Here is a 24,389-nt window from a genome sequence, read left to right as displayed (position 1 = left end):
TTAACGAATCCCCAACCGCCGGCGCGCCGGCAACGGAGAAGCATCATGGCCCGCAGCCATCCGCTCGAACGCTATCGCAATTTCGGTATCATGGCGCATATCGACGCCGGCAAGACCACCACGACCGAGCGTATCCTTTACTACACCGGCAAGTCCTACAAGATCGGCGAAGTCCATGACGGCGCCGCGACCATGGACTGGATGGAGCAGGAGCAGGAGCGTGGTATCACCATCACCTCGGCTGCAACGACCTGCATCTGGAACGACCACCGCCTGAACATCATCGACACCCCCGGCCACGTCGACTTCACCATCGAAGTCGAACGCTCGCTGCGCGTGCTCGACGGTGCGGTTGCCGCGTTCGACGGCGTTGCCGGCGTTGAGCCGCAGTCGGAAACCGTGTGGCGCCAGGCGGACAAGTACAAGGTTCCGCGGATGTGCTTCATCAACAAGCTCGACCGCACCGGTGCCGACTTCTATTATTGCGTGCAGACGATCATCGACCGTCTGGGCGCGACCCCGGCCGTCCTGTATCTGCCCATCGGCGCAGAGTCGGACTTCAAGGGCCTGGTCGACCTGGTCGAAAACCGCGCGATCATCTGGAAGGATGAGAGCCTGGGCGCCGAATTCTACTATGAAGAAATTCCGGCCGACCTCGCCGACAAGGCTGCCGAATATCGCGAAAAGCTGATCGAACTTGCCGTCGAGCAGGACGATGCCGCGATGGAAGCCTATCTGGAAGGCAATCTGCCCGACACCGCGACCCTCAAGAAGCTGATCCGCAAGGGTACGCTGGGTCACGCCTTCGTGCCGGTGCTGTGCGGTTCGGCGTTCAAGAACAAGGGCGTTCAGCCGCTGCTCGACGCCGTCGTCGACTATCTGCCGAGCCCGCTCGACATCGAGGACGTCCAGGGCGTCAAGATGGACGGCGAAACCCCCGACAGCCGTCCGACCTCGGACGACGCGCCCTTCTCGGGCCTGGCGTTCAAGATCATGAACGACCCGTTCGTCGGCTCGCTGACCTTCCTGCGCATCTATTCGGGTACCCTGACCAAGGGCACCTACCTGAACTCGGTGAAGGACAAGAAGGAAAAGATCGGCCGTATGCTCCTCATGCATGCGAACAGCCGTGAAGACATCGACACCGCCTATGCCGGCGACATCGTCGCGCTGGCCGGCATGAAGGAAACCACCACCGGTGATACGCTGTGCGCCGAGCGCCAGCCGATCATCCTGGAGCGGATGGAATTCCCCGAGCCGGTCATCGAACTGTCGGTGGAACCCAAGACCAAGGCCGACCAGGAAAAGATGGGCGTTGCCCTCAACCGCCTGGCCGCCGAAGATCCCTCGTTCCGCGTCTCGACCGATCACGAATCGGGCCAGACCATCATCAAGGGCATGGGCGAACTTCACCTCGAAATCCTGGTCGACCGCATGAAGCGCGAGTTCAAGGTCGAGGCGAATGTCGGTGCGCCGCAGGTGGCCTATCGCGAGTATCTCAAGAAGGCCGTCGACGTCGATTACACCCACAAGAAGCAGTCGGGCGGTACCGGTCAGTTCGGCCGTATCAAGGTCAAGCTGACCCCCGGCGAGCGTGGTTCGGGCTTCGTCTTCAAGGACGAGATCAAGGGCGGTAACATTCCCAAGGAATATATCCCCGCGATCGAAAAGGGCATGCGTGAAACCGCTGCCACCGGTTCGCTGATCGGCTTCCCGATCATCGACTTCGAAGTGCTGCTCTATGACGGTGCGTACCATGACGTCGACTCGTCGGCGCTGGCGTTCGAAATCACCGGCCGCGCCGCGATGCGCGAAGCGGCGCAGAAGTCGGGCATCACCCTGCTCGAGCCGGTCATGAAGGTCGAAGTCGTGACCCCGGAAGAATATCTGGGCGACGTCATCGGCGACATGAACAGCCGTCGTGGCCAGATCCAGGGCACCGATACGCGCGGCAACGCGCAGGTGGTCGAGGCGATGGTCCCGCTGGCCAACATGTTCGGCTATGTGAACTCGCTGCGTTCCTTCACCCAGGGCCGCGCGAACTACTCGATGATCTTCTCGCACTATGACGAAGTGCCGCAGAATGTTGCGGACGAAGTCAAGGCGAAGATGGCCTGACGAGTTTCCCTGTCCGGGCCGTGCAATCGGCTCGGATAGGGGCTGGTAATCTGTGAATATGCTGCTATGGACGCGCCTTCGCGAGGCGCGGCCGAGCGGTCAGACCCAAGCTGATTTTGATTAGAAGGTAGGATAAAATGGCTAAGGCTAAGTTTGAGCGGAATAAGCCGCACTGCAACATCGGCACCATCGGTCACGTTGACCATGGTAAGACCTCGCTGACCGCGGCGATCACCAAGGTTCTCGCCGAAACCGGCGGTGCGACCTTCACCTCGTACGACAACATCGACAAGGCTCCCGAAGAGCGCGAGCGCGGCATCACCATCTCGACCGCCCACGTCGAGTATGAGACCGAAGCCCGTCACTACGCGCACGTCGACTGCCCGGGTCACGCTGACTACGTCAAGAACATGATCACCGGTGCCGCCCAGATGGACGGCGCGATCCTGGTCGTTTCGGCCACCGACGGCCCGATGCCGCAGACCCGTGAGCACATCCTGCTCGCCAAGCAGGTCGGCGTGCCGCAGCTCGTCGTGTTCATGAACAAGGTCGACCTGGTCGACGACGCCGAAATCCTCGAGCTGGTCGAGCTGGAAATCCGCGAGCTGCTGAGCTCGTACGACTTCGACGGCGACAACATCCCCGTCATCGCCGGTTCGGCTGTCGCTGCCCTGCAGGACAAGACCCCGGAAATCGGCCACGACGCCGTTCTGAAGCTGATGGCTGCTGTCGACAGCTGGATCCCGCAGCCCGACCGTCCGGTCGACAAGCCCTTCCTGATGCCGATCGAAGACGTGTTCTCGATCTCGGGTCGTGGTACCGTCGTGACCGGCCGCGTCGAAACCGGCATCGTCAAGGTTGGTGAAGAAGTCGAAATCGTCGGCATCAAGCCCACCAAGAAGACCACCGTCACCGGCGTCGAAATGTTCCGCAAGCTGCTCGACCAGGGCCAGGCCGGCGACAACATCGGTGCGCTGATCCGTGGCGTGGGCCGTGAAGAAGTTGAGCGTGGTCAGGTTCTGGCCAAGCCCGGCTCGGTCACCCCGCACACCGAATTCGACGCCGAAGTCTACGTGCTGTCGAAGGAAGAAGGCGGCCGTCACACCCCGTTCTTCGCGAACTATCGTCCGCAGTTCTACTTCCGCACCACCGACGTGACCGGCGAAGTGATCCTCCCCGAGGGCACCGAGATGGTCATGCCTGGCGACAACGTGAAGCTCGGCGTCAAGCTGATCGCTCCGATCGCCATGGACTCGGGTCTGCGCTTCGCAATCCGTGAAGGCGGTCGTACCGTCGGCGCAGGGGTTGTCGGCACGATCTCGAAGTAATATAGGACCGCAGCGGCGCGAATCGCCCGATTCGCGCCGCTGAAGTTTTTTACCCGCCCCGGATCGCCTTTCTCCGGCTCGAATGAGCTAGAAGGGCAAAACGGGGCGGATATTTTTTTGTTGGCGTGTTTTTGTAAATCAACGGCTGCTCCGGCTGATTCATGAAAATGCGCTGGTTATTGGCTCTTTCGCATCGGTACAGGAACAATGGACAGCAACATCCGCATTCGCCTCAAGGCGTTCGATCATCGCGTGCTCGATCAGGCGACCGGCGACATCGCCGAAACCGCCCGCCGCACCGGCGCCCTCATTCGCGGTCCGATTCCTCTTCCGACGCGCATCGAAAAGTTCACGGTCAACCGTGGTCCGCACATCGACAAGAAGTCGCGCGAGCAGTTCGAAGTCCGCACCTACAAGCGTATGCTTGACATTGTGCAGCCGACGCCGCAGACGGTCGACGCGCTGATGAAGCTGGACCTGGCTGCCGGCGTGAACGTCGAAATCAAGCTGGCCTAAGGTCGGCAAGTCCCCGCCTTCCGCAAGGTAGGCGGGGTATCGGGTATTCTGTTCCTCTTCTCTGGAGAGGCGGAAGCTCAAACGACACAAGGGATACCGCACGGCCCGCCGGTGAACCGGCCAAGGCGCGTGGTCCTGGTCCCCCGTCGCCTTTCCCGAGAGGGATCGGCATCCAACCCGGACGGGGTGATCTATACATTGGGTTGGGCCGCGAAGCAGAGATGCTGAGCGGTTTTTTCGTTGGATACGCCCGCTGCTATGGCGGGCCTCTATGGGAGTAATCAGTGATGCGCACTGGCGTGATCGCTAAGAAAGTCGGGATGACCCGCCTGTTCCAGGACGACGGACGTCACGTCCCCGTCACGGTCCTCAGCCTTGAGGGTACGCAGGTCGTCGCACGTAAGGAAGTCGAGCGCGACGGTTATGTCGCCCTTCAGCTGGGCGCTGGCGTTGCCAAGGCCAAGAATGTCGCCAAGCCGCAGCGCGGTCACTTCGCCAAGGCGGAAGTTGAACCCAAGGCGCGTCTGGTCGAATTCCGCGTCGCCGAGGATGCGCTCCTCGACGTCGGCGCTGAAATCGCCGCTGACCACTTCGTCGCTGGCCAGCTGGTCGACGTTGCCGGTCACACCCAGGGTAAGGGCTTTGCCGGTGCTATGAAGCGCTGGGGCTTCGGCGGTATGCGCGCCACCCACGGCGTGTCGATCAGCCACCGTGCGCATGGTTCGACCGGTAACCGTCAGGATCCGGGCCGCGTCTTCAAGAACAAGAAGATGGCCGGTCACATGGGTGATCGTGAGCGGACCCAGCAGAATCTCGAGATCGTCCGCACGGACGTCGAGCGTGGTCTGCTGTTCGTCAAGGGTTCGGTTCCGGGCGCCAAGGGCACCTGGCTGACCGTCAGCGACGCCGTGAAGGTTCCCCGTCACGCCGACGCGCCCTATCCCGCCAGCCTGAAGCAGGCTGCAAACAGCAATGCCGCGCCGGCCGAGACGCCCGCGGAAGCGGCCGCTCCCGAAGCGACCGAAGGCCAGGAGGGCTAAACCATGAAGGTCAATGTACAGACCCTCGACGCCGCAGCTGCCGGTGAGCTGGAGCTCAACGATGCCGTTTTCGGCCTCGAGCCCCGCGCCGACATTCTGCACCGCGTCGTCACCTGGCAGCTCGAAAAGCGTCGTGGCACTGCCCGCGGCACGCGCGAGCGTTCGGATGTCGCCCGCACCGGCAAGAAGTTCGGTCGCCAGAAGGGCGGCGGTACCGCTCGTCACGGCGATCGCCGCGCTCCCGTCTTCATCGGCGGTGGTAAGGCTCACGGTGCCCGCGTTCGCGACTTCAACCCCTCGCTGAACAAGAAGGTTCGCGCGCTGGGTCTGAAGATGGCGCTGTCGTCGAAGGTCAAGGATGGTTCGCTGATCATTCTCGACAATCTCGACGTTGCCGAAGGCAAGACCAAGGCGCTGGTCGCCAACCTGGCCAAGCTGAACCTGAACAAGGTTCTGTTCATCGACGGCGACGCCGTGAACGTCAGCTTCGCCAAGGCTTCGGCCAACATCGTCGGCGTCAACCTGCTGCCGGCCGTTGGTGCCAACGTCTACGACATCCTGAAGGCCGACTCGCTGGTGCTCACCCGCGCCGCGGTCGAAAAGCTGGAGGCCCGTTTCAATGGCTAAGAAAGAAGCCGCGACCGTGGACAACCGTCACTTCGACGTCGTTGTCGCGCCGGTCATCACCGAGAAGTCGACCCTTCTCTCGGAAAACAACGCCGTTGTTTTCCAGGTCGCCAACGACGCATCGAAGCCTGAAATCAAGGCTGCCGTCGAGGCGCTGTTCGGCGTGACCGTCAAGGCGGTCAACACGCTGGTGCAGAAGGGCAAGGTCAAGCGCTGGAAGGGCAAGCCCTACAAGCGCAACGACGTGAAGAAGGCGATCGTCACGCTGGCCGAAGGTCAGTCCATCGACGTCACCACCGGTATTTGAGGCGAGATAGATGGCACTCAAGCACTATAATCCGACGAGCCCGGCCCAGCGCGGCCTGATCCTCGTCGACAAGTCGAGCCTGCACAAGGGCAAGCCCGTCAAGGCGCTGACCGAAGGCAAGCGCAAGACCGGTGGTCGTAACAACAAGGGCCATGTCACTTCGCGTGGTATCGGTGGCGGTCACAAGCAGCGCTATCGTATCATCGACTTCAAGCGTCGCCTGTGGGACGTTGAAGGTACGGTCGAGCGTCTGGAATATGACCCCAACCGCACCGCCTTCATCGCGCTGGTCAACTATCCCGACGGCACGCAGGCGTACATCATTGCGCCGCAGCGTCTGGCGCCCGGTGACAAGGTCATCGCGGGCAAGAAGACCGACGTGAAGCCGGGCAATGCGATGGAACTGGGTCAGATGCCGGTCGGCACGATCATCCACAACATCGAGATGAAGCCGGGCAAGGGCGCGCAGCTCTGCCGTTCGGCAGGCACCTATGCCCAGCTGGTCGGTCGCGACCGTGGCATGGTCATGGTGCGTCTGTCGTCGGGTGAGCAGCGCTACATCCGTTCGGACTGCATGGGCACCGTTGGCGCCGTGTCGAACCCCGACAATGGCAACACCAACCTTGCCAAGGCTGGCCGCAACCGTTGGAACGGCATCCGTCCTCTGACGCGCGGTGTTGCGAAGAACCCGGTCGATCACCCGCATGGTGGTGGTGAAGGCCGGACCTCGGGCGGCCGTCACCCGGTCACCCCGTGGGGCAAGCCGACCAAGGGTGCGCGCACCCGTCACAACAAGGCAACGGACAAGTTCATCATCCGTAGCCGCCACGCGAAGAAGAAGAGGTAAGCGAGATGGCTCGTTCCGTCTGGAAAGGTCCGTTCGTGGACCTCAGCCTTCTGAAGAAGGCGGAAGTCGCGCAGGAAAGCAATGGCCGCTCGGGTCCGATCAAGACCTGGTCGCGCCGTTCGACCATCCTGCCGCAGTTCGTTGGCCTGACGTTCAACGTCTATAACGGCCGCAAGCATGTTCCGGTTCTCGTGAACGAGGATATGGTGGGTCACAAGCTGGGCGAATTCGCTCCGACCCGCTTCTTCCCCGGTCACGCTGCCGACAAGAAGGGCAAGCGCTAATGAGCAAGGAAAAGGCTCCCCGTCGCGTCGCCGACAATGAAGCGCTCGCCGTCGGCACGCAGATCCGTGGTTCGGCCCAGAAGCTGAACCTGGTCGCCACGCTGATCCGCGGCCGCAAGGTCGAGGACGCGCTCAACATCCTCGCCTTCTCGAAGAAGGCGATGGCTGTCGATGTGCGCAAGGTGCTGGCTTCGGCCATCGCCAATGCGGAAAACAACCACAATCTGGACGTCGACGCCCTGGTCGTCGCGGAAGCATCGGTGGGCAAGAGCTTCACCCTGAAGCGCTTCCACGCTCGCGGCCGCGGCAAGTCGACCCGGATCCTCAAGCCCTTCAGCCGCGTGCGCATCGTCGTGCGTGAAGCTGGCGAAGAAGCGGAGGCGTAAGCACATGGGTCACAAGAGCAACCCGATCGGTCTGCGTCTGCAGATCAACCGTACCTGGGACAGCCGCTGGTTCGCCGAAGGCGCCGACTATGGTCGCCTGCTGCTGGAAGATCTCAAGATCCGCCAGTACATCATGAAGAACCTGCCGCAGGCTGCGATCTCGAAGGTCGTGATCGAGCGTCCGGCCAAGCTGTGCCGCGTGTCGATCTACGCTGCCCGTCCCGGTGTCATCATCGGCAAGAAGGGTGCAGACATCGAAAAGCTTCGCAAGAAGCTGGGTGCCTTCACCTCGTCGGACGTGTCGCTGAACATCGTCGAGATCCGCAAGCCGGAAATCGATTCGAAGCTCGTCGCACAGGGCATCGCCGACCAGCTGGAACGCCGCGTTGCCTTCCGTCGCGCCATGAAGCGTGCGGTGCAGTCGGCTCTCCGTCTGGGCGCCGAAGGCATCAAGATCACCTGCGGCGGCCGTCTGGGCGGCGCGGAGATCGCGCGTGTCGAATGGTATCGTGAAGGCCGCGTTCCGCTGCACACCCTGCGTGCGAACGTCGACTATGCCGAAGCCACGGCGCACACCGCCTATGGCGTTTGCGGCATCAAGGTCTGGATCTTCAAGGGCGAGATCCTCGGCCATGATCCGATGGCTACCGACCGGCTGATGCTGGAGGCTCAGACCTCCGGCGTGCGCCCGGCGCGCTGAGAATAAGAAGGTAATAGCGTCATGCTGCAACCGAAGAAGATGAAGTTCCGCAAGACCTTCAAGGGTCGGATCAAGGGCGATGCGAAGGGCGGCACTGCGCTGAACTTCGGCGCCTATGGTCTCAAGGCTCTGGAGCCCGAGCGGATCACCGCGCGCCAGATCGAAGCGGCTCGCCGCGCGATCCAGCGCCACCTGCGCCGTCAGGGTCGTCTGTGGATCCGCGTGTTCCCCGACGTTCCGGTCACCAAGAAGCCGGCTGAAGTCCGCCAGGGCAAGGGCAAGGGTTCGGTCGAATATTGGGCGGCTCGCGTCGCTCCCGGCCGTATCCTGTTCGAACTGGACGGCGTTCCCGGTCCGCTCGCAGCAGAGGCCTTCTCGCGCGCCGCGATGAAGCTGCCCATCAAGACGAAGGTCGTTGCCCGCCTCGGCGACACCTCGCACCTGGAGGGTTAAGCTGTGGCCAACGTTGCAGACCTCAAGACCAAGTCGGACGACGAGCTGTCGACCGAGCTGAACAACCTGAAGCGCGAGCAGTTCAATCTGCGTTTCCAGGCGGCCACCAACCAGCTGGAAAAGCCCAGCCGCGTTCGTGAAGTCCGTCGTTCGATCGCGCAGATCAAGACCCTGCAGACCGAGCGTTCGCGCTCGGCCGCGAAGTAAAGGAAACACACGATGCCCAAGCGCGTGCTGACGGGAACGGTGGTTTCCGACAAGACCGACAAGACGGTGGTGGTTCGCGTGGAGCGCAAGGTTAAGCATGCGCTCTACGGCAAGATCATCCGCCGGTCGAAGAAGTACCATGCCCATGACGAGGGCAATGTCTACAAGGAAGGCGAAACGGTCCGTATCGAAGAGACCGCTCCGATTTCCAAGCTCAAGACCTGGAAGGTCATCGAGCGTGTGGACACCCACAAGTCGCCGGAATCGGCGGCCTAAGGGCAGTCACCGACTCTAGAGTCGAAAAAGTTCGGACGCGGGGCTGGCCTTTTCCTTCGGGAGGAGGTACAGGCCCGCGCTTCGTGCATTTCGATTCACCGGGTCGACTCACGAAATTCGGAACCGCCGGGATAGTCCCGGTAGGCCAAATAAGAAGGAACCGGATCCATGATCCAGATGCAATCCAATCTTGACGTCGCGGACAACAGCGGCGCCAAGCGCGTCCAGTGCATCAAGGTGCTGGGCGGCTCGAAGCGGCGTTTCGCCGGCGTGGGCGACATCATTGTCGTCTCCGTCAAGGAAGCTGCTCCGCGCGGTAAGGTGAAGAAGGGTGACGTGCATCGCGCCGTCATCGTGCGCACCGCCAAGGACGTGCGTCGCGCTGATGGCAGCGTGATTCGCTTCGACGGCAATGCCGCTGTGCTTATCAACAAGAACGAGGAGCCGATCGGCACCCGTATCTTTGGCCCGGTCGTTCGCGAACTGCGCGCCAAGAAGCACATGAAGATCATCTCGCTCGCTCCCGAGGTGCTGTAATGAGCGCTGCTAAGATCAAGAAGGGCGACAAGGTCGTCGTCCTGGCTGGCAAGGACAAGGGCCGTACCGGCGCCGTCCTCCAGGTGATGCCCAAGGACGACAAGGTCCTGGTCGAAGGCATCAACGTGCATGCGAAGCATCGCAAGCCCGACCAGTCGAACCCGCAGGGTGGCATCGACCGCAAGCCGGCCCCGATGCACATTTCGAACGTCGCTGTCGCCGACAAGGATGGCAAGCCGACCCGCGTCCGTTTCGAGGACCGCGACGGCAAGAAGGTCCGCGTCGCCGTCAAGTCCGGTGAGGTGCTGTAATGGCCGACAAGTATATTCCGCGCTCGAAGTCGATCTACGACGACGCCATCGTGAAGGCGATGGTCGAGAAGTTCGGCTACAAGAATGTGATGGAAATCCCGAAGATCGAGAAGATCACGCTCAACATGGGCGTCGGTGAAGCCACGCAGGACAAGAAGAAGGTCACTTCGGCCGCCGAGGAAATGGAACTGATCGCCGGCCAGAAGCCGGTCATCACCAAGGCGAAGAAGTCGATCGCGCAGTTCAAGCTGCGTGAAGGCATGCCGATCGGTGCCAAGGTCACGCTGCGCCGCGAGCGCATGTATGAATTCCTTGATCGCCTGATCAACATTGCCCTGCCGCGCGTGCGCGACTTCCGTGGTCTCAACCCGAAGAGCTTCGACGGCCGTGGCAACTATGCCTTCGGCATCAAGGAGCAGATCATCTTCCCCGAGATCAACTATGACCGCATCGACAAGGTGCGTGGCATGGACATCATCGTGACCACCACGGCGAAGACTGACGACGAAGCGCGCGAACTGCTGCGCCTCTTCGGCTTCCCCTTCCCGATTGAAGAGAAGCAGGCGGCCTAACAGGCCCCGCTTCTCTCCCAACGCTTAAGCTAAGGAAGAGAACTTAAGTCATGGCGAAACTGAGTTCGATCAACAAGAACGAGCGCCGCAAGAAGCTGGTGAAGAAGTATGCCGGCCGCTATGCGAAGCTCAAGGCGATCGCAGCCGATACCGCTCTCGACGACACCGAGCGTCTGATTGCGCGTCTGAAGATGGCGGAAGTCCCCCGCAACGGCAACCCGACCCGCATTCGCAACCGCTGCGAACTGACGGGCCGCCCGCGCGCTTACTACCGCAAATTCCGTCTCTGCCGCGTGCAGCTGCGTGATCTGGCCAACAAGGGCCTGATCCCCGGCGTCACCAAGTCGAGCTGGTAAGGATCATTTGAGATGGCATTGACCGATCCCCTGGGTGATATGCTCACCCGCATCCGTAACGGGCAGCAGGCGAAGAAGGACAGCGTTGTGTCCCCCGCCAGCAAGCTCCGTGCCCGCGTGCTCGACGTGCTGCAGCGCGAAGGCTATATCCGTGGTTATTCCGAGGAAACCCTCGGCAATCACCCCGGCCTGCGCATCGAGCTGAAGTATTTCGAGGGCCAGCCTGCGATCAAGCATGTTGCCCGCGTGTCCAAGCCTGGTCGCCGCGTCTATTCCGGTTCCAAGGAACTGCCGGTGATCCGCAACGGCCTGGGCATCACCATTGTCTCGACGCCCAAGGGCGTTCTGTCCGACGCCGAAGCGCGTGAACAGAATGTCGGCGGCGAAGTGCTGGCGGAGGTGTTCTGATGAGCCGCACTGGCAAGAAGCCGGTCACCGTGCCTGCGGGCGTGACCGCGTCGATCGCTGACGGTCAGCTGTCGGTGAAGGGGCCCAAGGGCACCCTCGCCATGCCGCTGGCCGACGAAGTGACCTACACCGTCGAAGAAGGCAGCATCGCTGTAAAGCCCGCCAACAACGGCAAGCGCGCGCGCGCTTTCTGGGGCATGCAGCGTACCCTGATCCAGAACCTGATCACCGGCGTGACCCAGGGCTTCTCGAAGAAGCTGCTGATCACCGGTGTCGGCTACCGTGCGAACTCGCAGGGCAAGACCCTGAAGTTGCAGCTCGGCTACAGCCACGACGTCGATTTCGAGATCCCGGAAGGCATCGAGATCAAGACCCCGGATAACACCACGGTCGAGATCAGCGGCATCGACAAGCAGCAGGTAGGCCAGGTCGCCGCCGAGATCCGCCGCTGGCGCAAGCCCGAACCCTATAAGGGCAAGGGTATCAAGTACGCCGGCGAATTCATCTTCCGCAAGGAAGGGAAGAAGAAGTAAGATGGCTAAGCTTTCCCTCTTCGCGCGGCGTCGTCGCCGCGTTCGCACCGCGCTCAAGGCTGTTTCGGGCACCCGCCCGCGCCTCAGCGTCCATCGTTCGGGCCGTCACATCTACGCCCAGATCATCGACGACGTCGCCGGTACCACCGTCGCCGCCGCTTCGACCCTGGACAAGGATGTTGGCTCGAAGGCTCTGGGCAAGACCGGCGCCTCTTCCGAAGCCGCTGCCGATGTCGGCAAGCGCGTCGCTGCCGCTGCTACGGCGGCCGGCGTCACCAAGGTCGTGTTCGACCGCGGTGGCTTCCTGTTCCATGGCCGCGTCAAGGCGCTGGCCGATGCCGCCCGTGAAGGCGGGCTGGAGTTCTGATCATGGCTGACGAAAACACCAACGAAGTCGTCGCGCCCGTCGAGGGTGCCGAGGCTCAGACCGAAGGTCGTGGTCCCGGCCGTGGCCGTGGCCGTGGCGGTGACCGCAACCGTGGCGAGCGTGGCGGCCGTGGCCGTCGCGACGACCGCCGTGGCGGCAACCGTGACGAGGAACAGGGCGAAGAGCTGATCGAGAAGCTGGTTCACATCAACCGCGTCTCGAAGACCGTCAAGGGCGGTAAGCGCTTCGGTTTCGCTGCTCTGGTCGTCGTCGGCGACGGCAAGGGCCGCGCCGGTTTCGGTCATGGCAAGGCGCGCGAAGTGCCTGAAGCCATCAGCAAGGCGACCGCTTCGGCCAAGAAGGCCATGGTTCGCGTTCCGCTGAAGGAAGGCCGCACCCTGCACCATGACGGCCTCGGCCACTTCGGTGCTGGCAAGGTGACTGTCCGTTCGGCTCCGGCCGGTACCGGCATCATCGCCGGCGGTCCGATGCGCGCCGTGTTCGAAAGCCTCGGCGTCGCTGACGTCGTGACCAAGTCGAACGGCACCTCGAACCCCTACAACATGATCCGTGCGACCTTCGCGGCGCTGGGCGAGCAGACCAGCCCCAAGTCGGTGGCGCAGCGTCGTGGTAAGAAGGTCGCTGACCTTCTGCGTCGCGGTGGTGCCTCGGCCGAAGTCGCGCAGGCTGATGCCGAAGCGATTGCGGAGTAACTGACATGGCGAAGATCAAGATCAAGCAGATCGGTTCGCCGATCCGTCGCCCCGAAAGCCAGAAGAAGATTCTGATCGGCCTGGGCCTTGGCAAGATGCACCGCGTGGTCGAGCTGCAAGACACGGCGGAAGTCCGCGGTGCGATCAAGAAGCTCCCCCACATGGTGGAAGTGGTCGAAGGCTAAGCCCTTTCGATCCGACGAAATGAAGCGAAAGAGGGGGGAACCCCTCTTTCGTTTTTTTAGCGGAAGCGCTAACGGGCGCTTCCTTTAGATGATCCCGCACGGGATCAGCGCGACAAAAGCGAAAGCGAGTGCGAACATGAAACTGAACGAAATCAACGACAATGCCGGTGCCCGCAAGGGTCGTATGCGCGTCGGCCGCGGTATCGGCTCGGGCAAGGGCAAGACCGCCGGTCGCGGCCAGAAGGGTGCCAAGGCACGCTCGGGCGTCAGCATCAACGGCTTCGAGGGTGGCCAGATGCCGCTCCACATGCGCATCCCTAAGCGCGGCTTCAACAACATCTTCGCCAACGATTATGCGATCGTGAACCTGGGTGAAGTGCAGGCCGCGATCGATGCCGGCAAGCTGGACGCCGCTGCCGTCATCGACCATGCTGCGCTGAAGGCAGCCAACCTGGCCCGTGGTGGCAAGGATGGCGTCCGGGTTCTCGCCAAGGGCGAACTGACCGCCAAGGTCAGCTTCCTCGTCGCCGGTGCCTCGAAGAGCGCCGTCGAAGCGGTCGCCAAGGCCGGTGGCAAGCTGGACGTGATCGAAGTCGTCCCGGCAGCCGAGAAGGCCAAGGCGAAGAAGGGCACCGCCCTTGCCGCCAAGAAGGCCGCCAAGGCCTAAGTCTCGCCCGAGACTTGCAAGCACGGCCCCGCTGCCCGATATGGGTTGGCGGGGCTATGTGTATCGGGGGGAGCATATGTTCGTCGCAACGGCGGCAACTCCCGTTCGACATGGTCTTCCCGCCCCGCTAAGGGGGTAGCGATTCCGCCACGGAGCCCGACGGCTCCGGCAAGAATGATTTGAAGGGCAGCCACAATGGCATCGAGAGCCGACCAGCTCGCATCCAATCTCAGCCTCGCGAAGTTCAGCCAGGCGACCGACCTCAAGAAGCGCCTGTGGTTTACCCTCGGCGCGCTGATCGTCTTCCGCTTCCTCAGCTTCGTGCCGCTGCCGGGTATCGATCCCACCGCGCTCGCGGCCTGGTCGCAGAAGTCGGCCGGTGGCATCCTCGACATCTTCAACACCTTCTCGGGTGGTGCATTGTCGCGCGCGAGCCTCATCACGCTCGGCATCATGCCCTATATCACCGCGTCGATCGTGGTGCAGTTGGCCGCCTCCCTCTCGCCGCAGCTCGCGGCGATCAAGAAGGAAGGCGAGAGCGGCCGCAAGAAGCTGAACCAGTATACTCGCTATGGCACCGTCGGCCTGACCGCCGTGCAGGGCTATGCCGCCGCCGCCAACTGGCAGGCGCAGGGCGTGGTCGTGGACCCCGGCATGCTGTTCGTCGTCTCGGCGATCATCTCGCTGATCGGCGGCACCATGTTCCTGCTGTGGCTGGGTGAGCAGATCACTTCGCGCGGTATCGGCAACGGCACCAGCCTGATCATCATGGCCGGTATCGTCGCGCAGCTGCCGGTGACGCTGAGCAACCTGTTCAAGTCGGGCAGCGAAGGCTCGATCTCGGGCCTGGTCATCTTCCTGGTCGTCGTGCTGGGCTTTGGTCTGATTGCCTTCATCTGCTTCATGGAACGGGCGCAGCGCCGGGTGCTGATCCAGTATCCCAAGCGCCAGACGCGCCAGGGCCTGATGCAGGCCGATCGCAGCCACCTGCCGCTGAAGGTCAACACCGCGGGCGTGATCCCGCCGATCTTCGCCAGCTCGCTGCTGCTGCTGCCGCTGACCATCTCGCAGTTCATGGGCGTGAAGGCGGACGATGACAGCCGCTGGAGCAGCATCGTGCTGACGATCAACCAGTATCTGTCGCACGGCAGCCCCTTCTACATGGGCCTTTATGGGCTGGGGATCGTCTTCTTCTGCTTCTTCTACACCGCCGTGGTGTTCAATCCGGAAGAGACGGCCGACAATCTGAAGCGCAATGGCGGCTTCATTCCGGGCATCCGTCCGGGCAAGAATACCGAGAATTATCTCGATTATGTCCTGACCCGGATCACCGTGATCGGCGCCGCCTACCTGGCCTTCATCTGTCTGGTGCCGGAATTTGCCATCGCCCGGGCGGGAATTCCCTTCTACCTTGGTGGGACTAGCCTGCTGATCGTCGTCAATGTTACGGTCGATACCGTGACCCAGATCCAGAGCCATCTGCTTGCCCATCAATATGGGGATCTGATCAAGAAGGCGAAGCTGAAGGGCCGTCTGCGCTAAGGGGGCGCAGACAGGCAAGCGCAAGTACAAGGGGAGAATGCGCGCAATGAATATCATTCTGCTTGGTCCTCCGGGTGCCGGCAAGGGCACCCAGGCCACGCGGCTCGTCGACAGCCGTGGCATGGTTCAGCTGTCGACCGGCGACATGCTGCGGGCTGCGGTGAAGGCGGGGACTCCGGTCGGCCTTCAGGCCAAGGCGCTGATGGAATCGGGTTCGCTGGTGCCGGACGAGGTCGTCTCGGGCATCATCGGCGAAGCGCTTGATGCGCTGGCGGCCGATACCGGCGTGATCTTCGACGGCTATCCGCGGACCGAGGCCCAGGCCCATTCGCTCGACACCATCCTGGCCGATCGCGGCCGCACGCTCGATCATGTGATCGAGCTGGAAGTGGACGAGGATGCGCTGGTCGAGCGCATTACCGGTCGCTTCACCTGCGCGACCTGCGGCGAAGGCTATCATGATGTCTTCAAGCAGCCCAAGGTCGAGGGTACGTGCGACAAGTGCGGCGGGCATGAGTTCAAGCGTCGTCCCGACGACAATGAGGAAACCGTGCGTACCCGCATGGCCGAGTATCGCGCCAAGACCGCACCGATCCTGCCGATCTACGAAGCGCGCGGCATCGTCAGCCGCGTCGACGGCATGGCCGACATGAACGATGTCAGCGGCGCGATCGTCGCCATCTTGGACGGCGTTCCGGCCTGAGCTATTCTCCCTCCCCGACGACAAGGCGGGGAGGGGACATGGCCTATCCAATCAGATCGATACTGACAGGCGCTGGCGGCCGCGCCCGGACAGGGTGGGGTGGTTGCCAGCAGCGATGCCGGCTTTGTCGTGCAGGCGAGCGTGGACGTGGCTATGGCGCCCGACGCGGCCTATGCTCTGCTGGCAGAGCCGGGGCGCTGGTGGAACAGCGCACATACGTATAGCGGCGATGCGCGCAACATGGTGCTGGCGGCGAAGGCCGGAGGCTGCTTCTGCGAGACCCTTCCTGACAAGAACGGAAAGGGGGCCTTTGGCAGTATCGAACATGCGCGGGTCATCTATGCCGCGCCGGGCCAGCGATTGCGGCTGAGCGGGGCTCTGGGGCCGCTCCAGAGCGAAGCGGTGACCGGCGTGCTGGACTTCGCCATCGCGCCCGCGCCGGGCGGTAGCCGGGTGACGCTGACCTATTCGGTGGGCGGTTATATGCGCCGTGGCCTGGCGCCGATTGCGCCGATCGTCGACAAGGTGCTGGTGGAGCAGCTCGACGGGTATAAGCGGTCGGCCGACAGCAAGGGCTGAAGCGCGACTGCGCCGGCAGGCAATAGCAAATCGGGGTGGAAGCCCGATGGCCTCCACCCCGATGGATGATGCTTAATTCTCGTCGCCCATGCGCAGGGCGGCGATGAAGGCTTCCTGCGGAATCTGGACGCTGCCATATTCGCGCATCCGCTTCTTGCCTTCCTTCTGCTTCTCCAGCAGCTTCTTCTTGCGGGTGATGTCGCCGCCATAGCATTTCGCCGTGACGTCCTTGCGCATCGCCGCGATCGTCTCGCGCGCGATCACCTTGCCGCCGATCGCCGCCTGGATCGGGATCTTGAACAGGTGGCGGGGGATCAGATCCTTGAGGCGCTCGCACATATGGCGGCCGCGCGCTTCGGCCGCCGAACGGTGGACGATCATCGACAGCGCATCGACCGGCTCGTTGTTGACGAGGATGCTCATCTTGACGAGGTCGCCCTCGCGCGTGCCGATCTGGTGATAGTCGAAGCTGGCATAGCCGCGGCTGATGCTCTTCAGGCGATCATAGAAGTCGAACACCACTTCGTTGAGCGGCAGTTCATAGGTCACCTGGGCGCGGCCGCCGACATAGGTGAGGTTCTTCTGGATGCCGCGACGGTCCTGGCAAAGCTTCAGGATCGATCCCAGATATTCGTCGGGGCAGTAGATCACCGCCTCGATCCACGGCTCCTCGATCATCTCGATATGATTGGGATCGGGCATGTCGGCCGGGTTGTGCAGGTGAAGGGTGCGACCATCCTTCATGTGCATGTCATAGACGACCGACGGCGCCGTGGTGATCAGGTCCAGATCATATTCGCGGCTCAGCCGCTCCTGGATGATTTCCAGGTGAAGGAGGCCCAGGAAGCCGCAGCGGAAGCCGAAGCCGAGCGCGGCCGAGGTTTCCATCTCGAACGAGAAGCTGGCGTCATTGAGGCGCAGCTTCGAGATCGACTCACGCAATTTCTCGAAATCATTGGCATCGACCGGGAACAGGCCACAGAACACCACCGGCTGCACTTCCTTGAAGCCCGGCAGCGGCTTGGCGGCGCCATTCTTCACGGTCGTGATCGTGTCGCCGACGCGGGTCTGGGCGATTTCCTTGATCTGCGCGGTGATGAAGCCGATCTCGCCGGCGGCCAGTTCGGGCAGCGCCTCGATCTTGGGGCGCATGCAGCCGACGCGGTCGATCAGATGTTCGGTGCCGCCGATCATGAACTTGATCGCCTGGCCCTTCTTGATGACGCCGTTGACGACGCGCACCAGGATGACGACGCCCAGATAGGGGTCATACCAGCTATCGACCAGCATCGCCTCCAGCGGCGCATTGCGATCGCCCTTGGGCGGCGGGATCTTGGTGACGATGGCTTCCAGGATATCGTCGATGCCGATGCCCGACTTGGCGCTGGCCAGCACCGCTTCCGACGCGTCGAGGCCGATCACTTCCTCGATTTCCGCGCGGACCTTCTCCGGCTCGGCGGCGGGGAGGTCGATCTTGTTCAGCACCGGCACGATCTCATGATCATGCTCGATCGACTGATAGACGTTGGCCAGCGTCTGTGCTTCCACGCCCTGCGCGGCGTCGACGATCAGCAACGCGCCCTCGCACGCGGCCAGCGACCGCGACACTTCATAGGCGAAGTCGACATGGCCCGGCGTGTCCATGAGGTTGAGCTCATAGGTCTCGCCATTCTTGGCCGTATAGTCGAGGCGCACGGTCTGCGCCTTGATGGTGATCCCGCGCTCCTTCTCGATGTCCATGTTATCAAGGACTTGCGCGCTCATCTCACGGTCCGTCAGGCCGCCGGTGCGCTGGATCAGGCGATCGGCCAGCGTCGACTTGCCATGGTCGATATGCGCAATGATCGAAAAGTTTCGGATATGGGACAGGTCGGTCATCGGCGCCCGATAGCAGCAGTTGCGGGCGCTGTCAGCAGGATCACGCTGTGCACGGCATGCGAAATTGCCGTGCGATGACAAGCATCGTCATTAACCCCCTTTGCTTGGAAGCCCCTTGCGCCTGTGTTACGTTCCGGAAAAATATCCGGGGCGCACCAATTTCTCTCGACCAGACAGGAAACGGGGTTTTTGAAAATGCGTGTATTGAAGATGCTGACTGCGGCTGCGGTCTGCCTTGGTTCGGCTGCGCCGATGGCGATGGCTGCCGAAAAGGGTTCGTCGGCCCGTCAGGAACAGTCGCGAAAGCAGGCGGAAATCCCGCGCTGCACCCGCCGCCTTGGCACCGTCGCAATCGTCGAGCCCGACAATCAGTGGTGGCGCGAACTCAATCTGGGCAGCCCCGAGGCGATCCTGAAGATCTTCGTGCAGCAGTCGGGCTGCTTCGGCCTCGTCAATCGAGGCCGGTCGATGGCGAGCCGCAATATGGAACGCGCCATGGCTGACAATGGCGAATTGCAGGCGAACAGCAATCTGGGCCGTGGCCAGGTGAAGGCGGCGGATTATTTCCTGGAGCCGGATATCGTCTCCTCCAACCGCAACAGCGGCGGCAATTCGCTGGGCGGCGTGCTCGGCGGCTTCATGGGTGGCAGCACCTGGGGCCGGATCGCCGGTGGCATCAACGTCAAGAAGAGCGAGGCCAATGTCACCCTTTCGGTCGTCAATGCCCGCACCACCGAGGAAGAGGCGTTGACCGAAGGCTATGCCCGCAAGTCGGACCTGAGCTTCAACGCGAGCGGCGGGTCGAGCTGGTGGGGCGGTTTTGCCGGTGCAGGCGGCGGCGGCTATCAGAATACCGAGATCGGTCAGGTGATCGTGCTCGCCTATCTCGACGCCTATACGAAACTGGTGACGCAGCTGGGCGGTCTGCCCGAAAATGCGGCGGCAGCCGCGCCGGTCGCGCAGCCCTGATGGCAAGGGGGCGTTGCCGCTGCGGCAGCGCCCTCATCCGCTCGGCGCAATCTCCGCAAGCGGACCGGGCGCCCGTCGCCGCTTCTTCCACCAGCGCAGGATGATCTCTCCCGCCGGTCGCTCGACCAGGCGGTTGATCAGCGTGCCGAGCGTCAGCGCGACGAGGAAGGCAGCGGCAAAGCCGATCCAGGGACTATAGCCGGCCCTGGCGATTTCCAGCATGACGACGAAGCCGACATGCTGGTGGATCAGGTAGAAACTGTAGCTGATCCCGCCCATCCAGACGAGCGGCCGGATCGCCAGGAAGCGCAGATGGTTGCGGATCAGCGCTGCGAAGGTCGCCATCAGCACCAAGCCGACAATCGCCACATCCCATGTTTCCATGGTCGCGATCGATAGCAGGGCCAGCGCGGCATAGGGGGCCTGCTGCTGCCAGCTGCGTTGCCCAGCCCAGATGCGGTAGGCCAGCATGCCGATGATGAAGAAGGGCGTGTAGCGCAGCACCAGCAGCATCACGACCCGTTCGGGCACGATGTCGGGCCAGAGCTGCATCACCCAGCGCAGGATCAGCCAGGCCACCAGCGTCGGTTCCAGATGCCGCAGGCCGATCCATTTCCAGATCGAGACCATGCAGAAATAGAAGGCGATCTCCACCGTCAGCGTCCAATAGGCGCCGTCCACTTCGGGAATGAAGGCAAAGCCCTGGAGCATCGTCAGATTGGCGAGAATCGCAAAGGGGCCGACCAGCAACTGGGTCGCCTGGGCCAGATATTCGATCGACAGCGTCACCAGCATCGCCACCAGATAGGCGGGATAGAGGCGGGCGAAGCGGTTGACGATGAAGTCGGCGACCGTGCCGATCCGGTCCAGCGTGAAGAAGATCGCAAAGCCCGAAATGGTGAAGAACAGCAGCACGCGGTAATTGCCGCCGGGGAAGCTGAAGGGCACATGGCTGGCCTGCGGGAACAGCTCATGGAAGCGGGTCGAATAATGGAAGACCAGCACGCACAAGGCGCCGATTCCGCGCAACGCGTCCAGCTCCGTCAGCCTTGTCCGTTTCGGCTTCGTTTCGACCATGATGCTTCATAGCAATGATGGAGCAACGAATGGGATATTTTCTTGGTTAACGCGCAATGCGCAAATGGCGGATACGGGCGCTGTCGATCCCAATCTGGAACGTCCCGCGTTTGCCTCCTTGCGGGATAGCGGTCTTAGCCGGCCGCGCACCAGTCAATCGGCTCGGCCGACCAAGGGCGGGCATAGCGTTTGAGAATGAGGAGCTGGCCCAGCGAGACACCGTCACGGAGCAGGATGCGGGCGGTCGGATCACTGTCGGCGGTATCGGCATGGGCTTCGAAGCTGCCGCCGTTCAGCATGCCCTGCAACGCGGTGCGGCCGGCGCGGGCAAGGGCGGCTTCCTGCGGGCAGGCTGCGCCTTCGAGTCGCGGCGCGCTGATGTCGGCGAGATGGTAGCGACGGCCCTGATAGGCATAGGCGTCGGTGGCGAGGACACAGGCCTGGCCGTCCAGATCGTCACATGCGGCAAAACGGGTGGATATGGTGGCGGGCGCGTCGACGGATGGCGCCGAAGCCGTCGTCGACGCGGGCAGCACATGGCGCATCAGGACCAGCAGCAGCGCCCCCATCAACAGGGCGATGAGGATGAGGCGCAGCGGCACGATGGCGCGGCGCTGATCCTGCTTGTCATTCAGCCAATGGTCCGACCGGTCCCGGTCTTCGTCACCAATATCATGCAGGCTATAGGCCATGATTCATCCCCAATCGGGGGCTATCGCTAGTAAATATTGGGAAATTTTTGGTTAACCATGGTGGTCGCGCAAGGGGCGTCGGACGGCGCCTTGACGCCGCGCCGGGGGCATGGTGAAAAACCGCGGAAGCCAGACGAAGGAGGCGGCGTGAGCGAAGCATGGCTGTATGACGAGCATCCGGCGATGGTCCGGGCGCATCCTTTCCTGTTCCTGCTGCTGCTGGTTTCGGTGGTCGGCATATTGGCGATCGGCGTGTGGTGGGTGATGCACAAGGGTGAGCGGCTGGCGCTGAGCGAGCGCGAGGTTCTGCTGGAGCGTGGCTTGCTGGCCAAGCAGCGGACCGAGGTGGCGCTGTCCAGCATCCGCAGCGTGCGCATCACCCAGACCTTCGGCCAGCGGCTGTTCGACGTCGGCAATGTCGAGCTGTTCAGCGCCGGTGACGTAGCGGAAATCGCGATCCGCAACATGCCGCGACCGGGACGGATTCGGGCGATTGCGGCAGCCCGGAACCTGGACCTGCTGCCCCAGCGCTGAGCGGTCGGGCAGGGGTGGCGCGCACGGAAAGCGCACGAAATCCGCCATTTTCTTGTCGAACATAATGTCTAGGCCCTTGACTTGGGCGCATTTATTTTAACCAATAGGAGCCCAGGGGCCGGCAGAGCTTTCCACCCGCACGAGGACGCCAGGAACAAGCAACGTCGATCCGCATCAGGCGGACGGCGGGAAAAAGGGGGCGCCTTGATGGTGGGTTTGCGCGTAATGCCGCTGTTGCCGGAATTGACGGCCGATCAGCGGGCCGAGATTCGGCAGTCCTGCGGCTTTGCCTGCGTGCGCTGCGGAGTGACCATCTATCGATATCTGGGGCTGCCAGACGGGCCGGGGGCGACGCTGCTCTGCCCGACCTGTCACGGGCTGGTGGAGGAAGGGCGGCTGACCGCGAATCAGGTCCACAGCTTCCATGCCAATCCGGTGGTGCGCCAGCGCCACTTCGCGCGCGATCGCCTGCCCTTCTCCAACGAATTGCCACAACTCATCGTCGGTGGATCGCGGATGCTGCGCGATACGCCGATTCCCATCACCCTGGATGGCGAGCCGATCCTGATCTTCGCGCCGCCGCGCCGATCCATGGGGGCGACGCGGATCAGCGTCAGGCTGGGCGCGGCCGACGGCACGCCGATGCAGGTGATCGATGGCAATGAATGGAAGCCGCATGACGGCAGCTGGCATTTCCTGTTGCGCGGCGACCGCTATTCGATGATGGCGGCGCGGGGGGACGGATTGTGCGTTTTGCGTATCGTTGCGCGCAACCGGCTTGCGGTCGAGCATCTGCGTACCACGATCAACGGGCGCCGGCTGGAAGTGACGCCGGACTGGCTGGAGGTCGATGGCAAGCGCTATGTCGACCGGATCGGCAGCGGCACGCTGATCGGCCTGGAACTGTAGACGGCGCCTTTCGGGGCGCTATCCGGGTTCCCCATTGCAGCTATTGCGGATCGAGTCATGTCATGACTGGATTCCGTAACGGAAACAGGCGATGCCCGCAGGCGTCGCCTTTTTCGTCTCACCGATATGGATGAAGTGTATCTGATATAAATCAACGGCTTGGCCGTCATCATAAAAAATTGATCATAGAAGAAGTTTACATCCGTTCCGGGGCATGATTCCCTGTGGGCGATCAGAGGGGTTGGAATGTCGAATGCGGTTGCCAGTCTGGACGATAATCAGCGGGCATGCCTGCGGCTGGTGGCACAGGGCTATACCTCCAAGCAGATCGCGCAGCGCACATCGCTGACCCCCGGTACGGTCGACCAATATGTCTATCGCGCGACCGTGGCGCTGGGCGCCAAGGATCGGCGCGAAGCCGCCCGGATATTGGTAGAGGCCGAGAAAAACGCGCAATTCAAGCAATTTGAATTAAAGCCGGAGCCGCTTGTTGAACCGGTGATGGCGGGTGAGAAGGAGGCGTCGGCACCAAGCAGGCCGACCCGGACCGGCGACATCCCGGCTGGTGCAGAGCGGCAGGAAAAGGGTCGTTTGCGCCAATTGGGTAACCGGATTCTGGCAACCATGGGAGGGGAACCGCATGGGCTGAATCGATGGCAGATCCTGACGACCATCTTCCGGGTCGCGTTATGGGCAGGGGGTTCCCTGGCCGCGCTGATCACGATGGGATATTGGCTCAATCATCTGTTCGGCTGACGGTCTCCAACAATCCAACCATCTGATGGGCCAGCGAGCGCTGGCCTGAAAAGGGAGCCTTGCCATGTCCAATGCCCGCCGCGCCGAGCGCGCCGCCAAGAGCGAAATGCACATGTCGGACGACACCTTCTTCAACCTGAGCGGCCAGGTCCGCGATGCCTATGTGAAGCTGGACGATGTCCTGGCCCATACGCTGCGGATGAGCGCCGACATGATCGATACCGCCCGCACCATCGGCCTGGCCCCCGAACAGGGACAGAAGCTGTTCAAGCGCTTCCATGGCTGCATCGACACGATGATGCAGAGCCGCGAGCAGCTGCTGGGCGCCCATCTGGAAGCGACCAAGATCCGCATGAAGACCAACCAGGCCGAACGCGCCGACGGCTGCTACAGCCCGTGGAGCGCGCTGGAAGAAAAGCAGGCTGACGCCCTGCGCCTGGTCGCCTGACGCGACCGGACCGGAAGGCAGGATCGTGCAGATCTTCCTCGCCTACACGATCGCGCTGATCGCGACCTCGATCTTCGTGGTGCGTTATGGCGGCGCGACCGGGCGCTGGAGCATCGTCGGCGTCTGGGCAGGGTTCATCCTGGCCCAGACGGCGGTCCTGACCATCCGGCCGGAGGCGGTGCTGATCCGTACGATCCTGGCGATCGAATGCGCCTCGCTGCTGTTCAAGATCATCATTTCGATGCTGAGCAGCCGGCGCTGGCCGATCATCGTCGCCGCCTTCCAGCTGAATGTGGCGGCGGTTCAGGTCGCAGTGATCGTGTCGCCCGCCTACCTCACCAAATTCTTCTACGCCATGTCGACAATCTGGGCGGTGCCGGTGCTGGTCGTGATGGCCATGGGCACGCAGATGGACCGGAAACACGCGTTTCCGGCCTGAGCAAAGGAAACAGGATGCGGAAATGCCCGTCATTCCCTCTTGAAGCCGTCCCGTCCCGAGGAAGGCATGTTGCTTCTGTTTTTGTCCGATTGATGGAGGGCCGATAATTATGGCATCAAGGGACA

General features: G+C 62.6%; 35 protein-coding genes. 32 read left to right on the top strand and 3 right to left on the bottom strand.

Annotated elements, in window-relative coordinates; all coding sequences use genetic code 11:
- Nucleotides 1-45: 45 nt before the first annotated feature.
- From fusA to U0025_RS17240, 26 genes are all read left to right on the top strand, one after another.
- On the top strand, nt 46-2,118 hold the full coding sequence (fusA, locus tag U0025_RS17365; protein ID WP_004208726.1) for an elongation factor G: 2,073 nt from the start codon (nt 46-48) through the stop codon (nt 2,116-2,118).
- A 137-nt stretch (nt 2,119-2,255) separates the two neighbouring features.
- Nucleotides 2,256-3,446: an elongation factor Tu gene (gene tuf, locus U0025_RS17360; RefSeq protein ID WP_004208725.1), complete on the top strand. Its 1,191-nt coding sequence runs from the start codon at nt 2,256-2,258 to the stop codon at nt 3,444-3,446.
- A 207-nt stretch (nt 3,447-3,653) separates the two neighbouring features.
- Nucleotides 3,654-3,962 (top strand): 30S ribosomal protein S10, encoded by a 309-nt coding sequence (gene rpsJ, locus U0025_RS17355; RefSeq protein WP_004208724.1) that lies wholly within the window; start codon nt 3,654-3,656, stop codon nt 3,960-3,962.
- A gap of 287 nt (nt 3,963-4,249) precedes the next feature.
- A complete protein-coding gene (rplC, locus tag U0025_RS17350) occupies nt 4,250-5,002 on the top strand; it encodes a 50S ribosomal protein L3 (RefSeq protein WP_004208723.1) in 753 nt (250 codons plus the stop codon).
- A 3-nt stretch (nt 5,003-5,005) separates the two neighbouring features.
- On the top strand, nt 5,006-5,629 hold the full coding sequence (rplD, locus tag U0025_RS17345) for a 50S ribosomal protein L4 (RefSeq protein ID WP_004208722.1): 624 nt from the start codon (nt 5,006-5,008) through the stop codon (nt 5,627-5,629).
- A complete protein-coding gene (locus U0025_RS17340; RefSeq protein ID WP_004208721.1) occupies nt 5,622-5,936 on the top strand; it encodes a 50S ribosomal protein L23 in 315 nt (104 codons plus the stop codon). Before rplD ends, U0025_RS17340 begins: the two co-directional genes overlap by 8 nt.
- A gap of 10 nt (nt 5,937-5,946) precedes the next feature.
- Nucleotides 5,947-6,783 carry a 50S ribosomal protein L2 gene (rplB, locus tag U0025_RS17335; RefSeq protein WP_004208720.1) on the top strand — a complete coding sequence of 279 codons (837 nt, stop codon included), beginning with the start codon at nt 5,947-5,949 and terminating at the stop codon, nt 6,781-6,783.
- A 5-nt stretch (nt 6,784-6,788) separates the two neighbouring features.
- Nucleotides 6,789-7,067, top strand: a complete 279-nt coding sequence (gene rpsS / locus U0025_RS17330; RefSeq protein WP_004208718.1) for a 30S ribosomal protein S19 — start codon at nt 6,789-6,791, stop codon at nt 7,065-7,067.
- Nucleotides 7,067-7,453, top strand: coding sequence for a 50S ribosomal protein L22 (rplV, locus tag U0025_RS17325; protein WP_004208717.1), 387 nt, complete (start codon nt 7,067-7,069; stop codon nt 7,451-7,453). Before rpsS ends, rplV begins: the two co-directional genes overlap by 1 nt.
- 4 nt (nt 7,454-7,457) lie before the next feature.
- Nucleotides 7,458-8,153 (top strand): 30S ribosomal protein S3, encoded by a 696-nt coding sequence (rpsC, locus tag U0025_RS17320; RefSeq protein WP_004208716.1) that lies wholly within the window; start codon nt 7,458-7,460, stop codon nt 8,151-8,153.
- Nucleotides 8,154-8,174: 21 nt separating this feature from the next.
- Nucleotides 8,175-8,606: a 50S ribosomal protein L16 gene (gene rplP, locus U0025_RS17315; protein ID WP_004208715.1), complete on the top strand. Its 432-nt coding sequence runs from the start codon at nt 8,175-8,177 to the stop codon at nt 8,604-8,606.
- Between the two features lie 3 nt (nt 8,607-8,609).
- Nucleotides 8,610-8,813 (top strand): 50S ribosomal protein L29, encoded by a 204-nt coding sequence (gene rpmC / locus U0025_RS17310; protein WP_004208714.1) that lies wholly within the window; start codon nt 8,610-8,612, stop codon nt 8,811-8,813.
- Nucleotides 8,814-8,825: 12 nt separating this feature from the next.
- Entirely contained in the window at nt 8,826-9,089 is a 264-nt protein-coding gene (gene rpsQ / locus U0025_RS17305) for a 30S ribosomal protein S17 (protein ID WP_004208713.1), read from the top strand.
- Nucleotides 9,090-9,257: 168 nt separating this feature from the next.
- Nucleotides 9,258-9,626, top strand: a complete 369-nt coding sequence (gene rplN, locus U0025_RS17300; protein ID WP_004208712.1) for a 50S ribosomal protein L14 — start codon at nt 9,258-9,260, stop codon at nt 9,624-9,626.
- Nucleotides 9,626-9,937, top strand: coding sequence for a 50S ribosomal protein L24 (gene rplX, locus U0025_RS17295; RefSeq protein WP_004208710.1), 312 nt, complete (start codon nt 9,626-9,628; stop codon nt 9,935-9,937). The genes rplN and rplX overlap by 1 nt, the downstream gene beginning before the upstream one ends.
- Nucleotides 9,937-10,509 (top strand): 50S ribosomal protein L5, encoded by a 573-nt coding sequence (gene rplE, locus U0025_RS17290; protein WP_004208709.1) that lies wholly within the window; start codon nt 9,937-9,939, stop codon nt 10,507-10,509. The genes rplX and rplE overlap by 1 nt, the downstream gene beginning before the upstream one ends.
- A 50-nt stretch (nt 10,510-10,559) precedes the next feature.
- On the top strand, nt 10,560-10,865 hold the full coding sequence (gene rpsN, locus U0025_RS17285) for a 30S ribosomal protein S14 (RefSeq protein WP_004208708.1): 306 nt from the start codon (nt 10,560-10,562) through the stop codon (nt 10,863-10,865).
- Nucleotides 10,866-10,877: 12 nt separating this feature from the next.
- Nucleotides 10,878-11,273 (top strand): 30S ribosomal protein S8, encoded by a 396-nt coding sequence (gene rpsH, locus U0025_RS17280; protein WP_004208707.1) that lies wholly within the window; start codon nt 10,878-10,880, stop codon nt 11,271-11,273.
- Nucleotides 11,273-11,806: a 50S ribosomal protein L6 gene (rplF, locus tag U0025_RS17275; protein ID WP_004208706.1), complete on the top strand. Its 534-nt coding sequence runs from the start codon at nt 11,273-11,275 to the stop codon at nt 11,804-11,806. The genes rpsH and rplF overlap by 1 nt, the downstream gene beginning before the upstream one ends.
- Nucleotide 11,807: 1 nt before the next feature.
- The gene (gene rplR, locus U0025_RS17270) at nt 11,808-12,173 is read left to right on the top strand and encodes a 50S ribosomal protein L18 (RefSeq protein ID WP_004208705.1); all 366 of its coding nucleotides are present in this window, start codon (nt 11,808-11,810) and stop codon (nt 12,171-12,173) included.
- Nucleotides 12,174-12,175: 2 nt separating this feature from the next.
- Nucleotides 12,176-12,886: a 30S ribosomal protein S5 gene (gene rpsE / locus U0025_RS17265; protein WP_004208704.1), complete on the top strand. Its 711-nt coding sequence runs from the start codon at nt 12,176-12,178 to the stop codon at nt 12,884-12,886.
- 5 nt (nt 12,887-12,891) lie between these two features.
- The gene (rpmD, locus tag U0025_RS17260; RefSeq protein ID WP_004208703.1) at nt 12,892-13,071 is read left to right on the top strand and encodes a 50S ribosomal protein L30; all 180 of its coding nucleotides are present in this window, start codon (nt 12,892-12,894) and stop codon (nt 13,069-13,071) included.
- A 136-nt stretch (nt 13,072-13,207) separates the two neighbouring features.
- Nucleotides 13,208-13,738, top strand: a complete 531-nt coding sequence (rplO, locus tag U0025_RS17255) for a 50S ribosomal protein L15 (RefSeq protein ID WP_004208702.1) — start codon at nt 13,208-13,210, stop codon at nt 13,736-13,738.
- Nucleotides 13,739-13,933: 195 nt separating this feature from the next.
- The gene (gene secY, locus U0025_RS17250) at nt 13,934-15,280 is read left to right on the top strand and encodes a preprotein translocase subunit SecY (protein ID WP_004208701.1); all 1,347 of its coding nucleotides are present in this window, start codon (nt 13,934-13,936) and stop codon (nt 15,278-15,280) included.
- Nucleotides 15,281-15,326: 46 nt separating this feature from the next.
- Entirely contained in the window at nt 15,327-15,983 is a 657-nt protein-coding gene (locus tag U0025_RS17245) for an adenylate kinase (protein ID WP_004208699.1), read from the top strand.
- Nucleotides 15,984-16,082: 99 nt separating this feature from the next.
- Complete coding sequence (locus U0025_RS17240) at nt 16,083-16,562, top strand: SRPBCC family protein (protein ID WP_004208698.1); 480 nt, start codon at nt 16,083-16,085, stop codon at nt 16,560-16,562.
- Between the two features lie 72 nt (nt 16,563-16,634).
- On the opposite strand, the gene lepA is transcribed toward U0025_RS17240, so the two are convergent.
- On the bottom strand, nt 16,635-18,440 hold the full coding sequence (gene lepA / locus U0025_RS17235; RefSeq protein WP_004208697.1) for a translation elongation factor 4: 1,806 nt from the start codon (nt 18,438-18,440) through the stop codon (nt 16,635-16,637).
- A gap of 195 nt (nt 18,441-18,635) precedes the next feature.
- Here lepA and U0025_RS17230 point away from each other — a divergent pair, with 195 nt between their 5' ends.
- Nucleotides 18,636-19,409, top strand: a complete 774-nt coding sequence (locus tag U0025_RS17230) for a CsgG/HfaB family protein (RefSeq protein ID WP_017499622.1) — start codon at nt 18,636-18,638, stop codon at nt 19,407-19,409.
- Between the two features lie 33 nt (nt 19,410-19,442).
- Here U0025_RS17230 and U0025_RS17225 read toward each other — a convergent pair whose 3' ends face one another.
- Both U0025_RS17225 and U0025_RS17220 read right to left on the bottom strand, forming a co-directional pair.
- Nucleotides 19,443-20,486 (bottom strand): acyltransferase family protein, encoded by a 1,044-nt coding sequence (locus tag U0025_RS17225; protein WP_004208695.1) that lies wholly within the window; start codon nt 20,484-20,486, stop codon nt 19,443-19,445.
- 134 nt (nt 20,487-20,620) lie between these two features.
- Nucleotides 20,621-21,178: a hypothetical protein gene (locus U0025_RS17220; protein ID WP_004208694.1), complete on the bottom strand. Its 558-nt coding sequence runs from the start codon at nt 21,176-21,178 to the stop codon at nt 20,621-20,623.
- A gap of 147 nt (nt 21,179-21,325) precedes the next feature.
- On the opposite strand from U0025_RS17220, the gene U0025_RS17215 reads away from it, so the two are divergent.
- The 5 genes from U0025_RS17215 to U0025_RS17195 all read left to right on the top strand — a co-directional run bounded on the left by U0025_RS17215 (nt 21,326) and on the right by U0025_RS17195 (nt 24,264).
- Nucleotides 21,326-21,712, top strand: coding sequence for a PH domain-containing protein (locus tag U0025_RS17215; protein ID WP_004208693.1), 387 nt, complete (start codon nt 21,326-21,328; stop codon nt 21,710-21,712).
- 225 nt (nt 21,713-21,937) lie between these two features.
- Complete coding sequence (locus U0025_RS17210; protein WP_010337301.1) at nt 21,938-22,621, top strand: hypothetical protein; 684 nt, start codon at nt 21,938-21,940, stop codon at nt 22,619-22,621.
- Between the two features lie 246 nt (nt 22,622-22,867).
- On the top strand, nt 22,868-23,377 hold the full coding sequence (locus tag U0025_RS17205) for a helix-turn-helix domain-containing protein (RefSeq protein ID WP_004208691.1): 510 nt from the start codon (nt 22,868-22,870) through the stop codon (nt 23,375-23,377).
- Nucleotides 23,378-23,441: 64 nt separating this feature from the next.
- Nucleotides 23,442-23,825, top strand: coding sequence for a hypothetical protein (locus U0025_RS17200; protein ID WP_004208690.1), 384 nt, complete (start codon nt 23,442-23,444; stop codon nt 23,823-23,825).
- Nucleotides 23,826-23,850: 25 nt separating this feature from the next.
- The gene (locus U0025_RS17195) at nt 23,851-24,264 is read left to right on the top strand and encodes a hypothetical protein (RefSeq protein WP_004208689.1); all 414 of its coding nucleotides are present in this window, start codon (nt 23,851-23,853) and stop codon (nt 24,262-24,264) included.
- Nucleotides 24,265-24,389 lie beyond the last annotated feature (125 nt).

Origin of the sequence: Sphingobium yanoikuyae (assembly GCF_034424525.1) — a bacterium.
GTDB lineage: Bacteria > Pseudomonadota > Alphaproteobacteria > Sphingomonadales > Sphingomonadaceae > Sphingobium > Sphingobium yanoikuyae.
The sequence above is the reverse complement of the archived record's forward strand: the minus strand, read 5'-3'. Positions and strand labels throughout refer to the sequence as shown.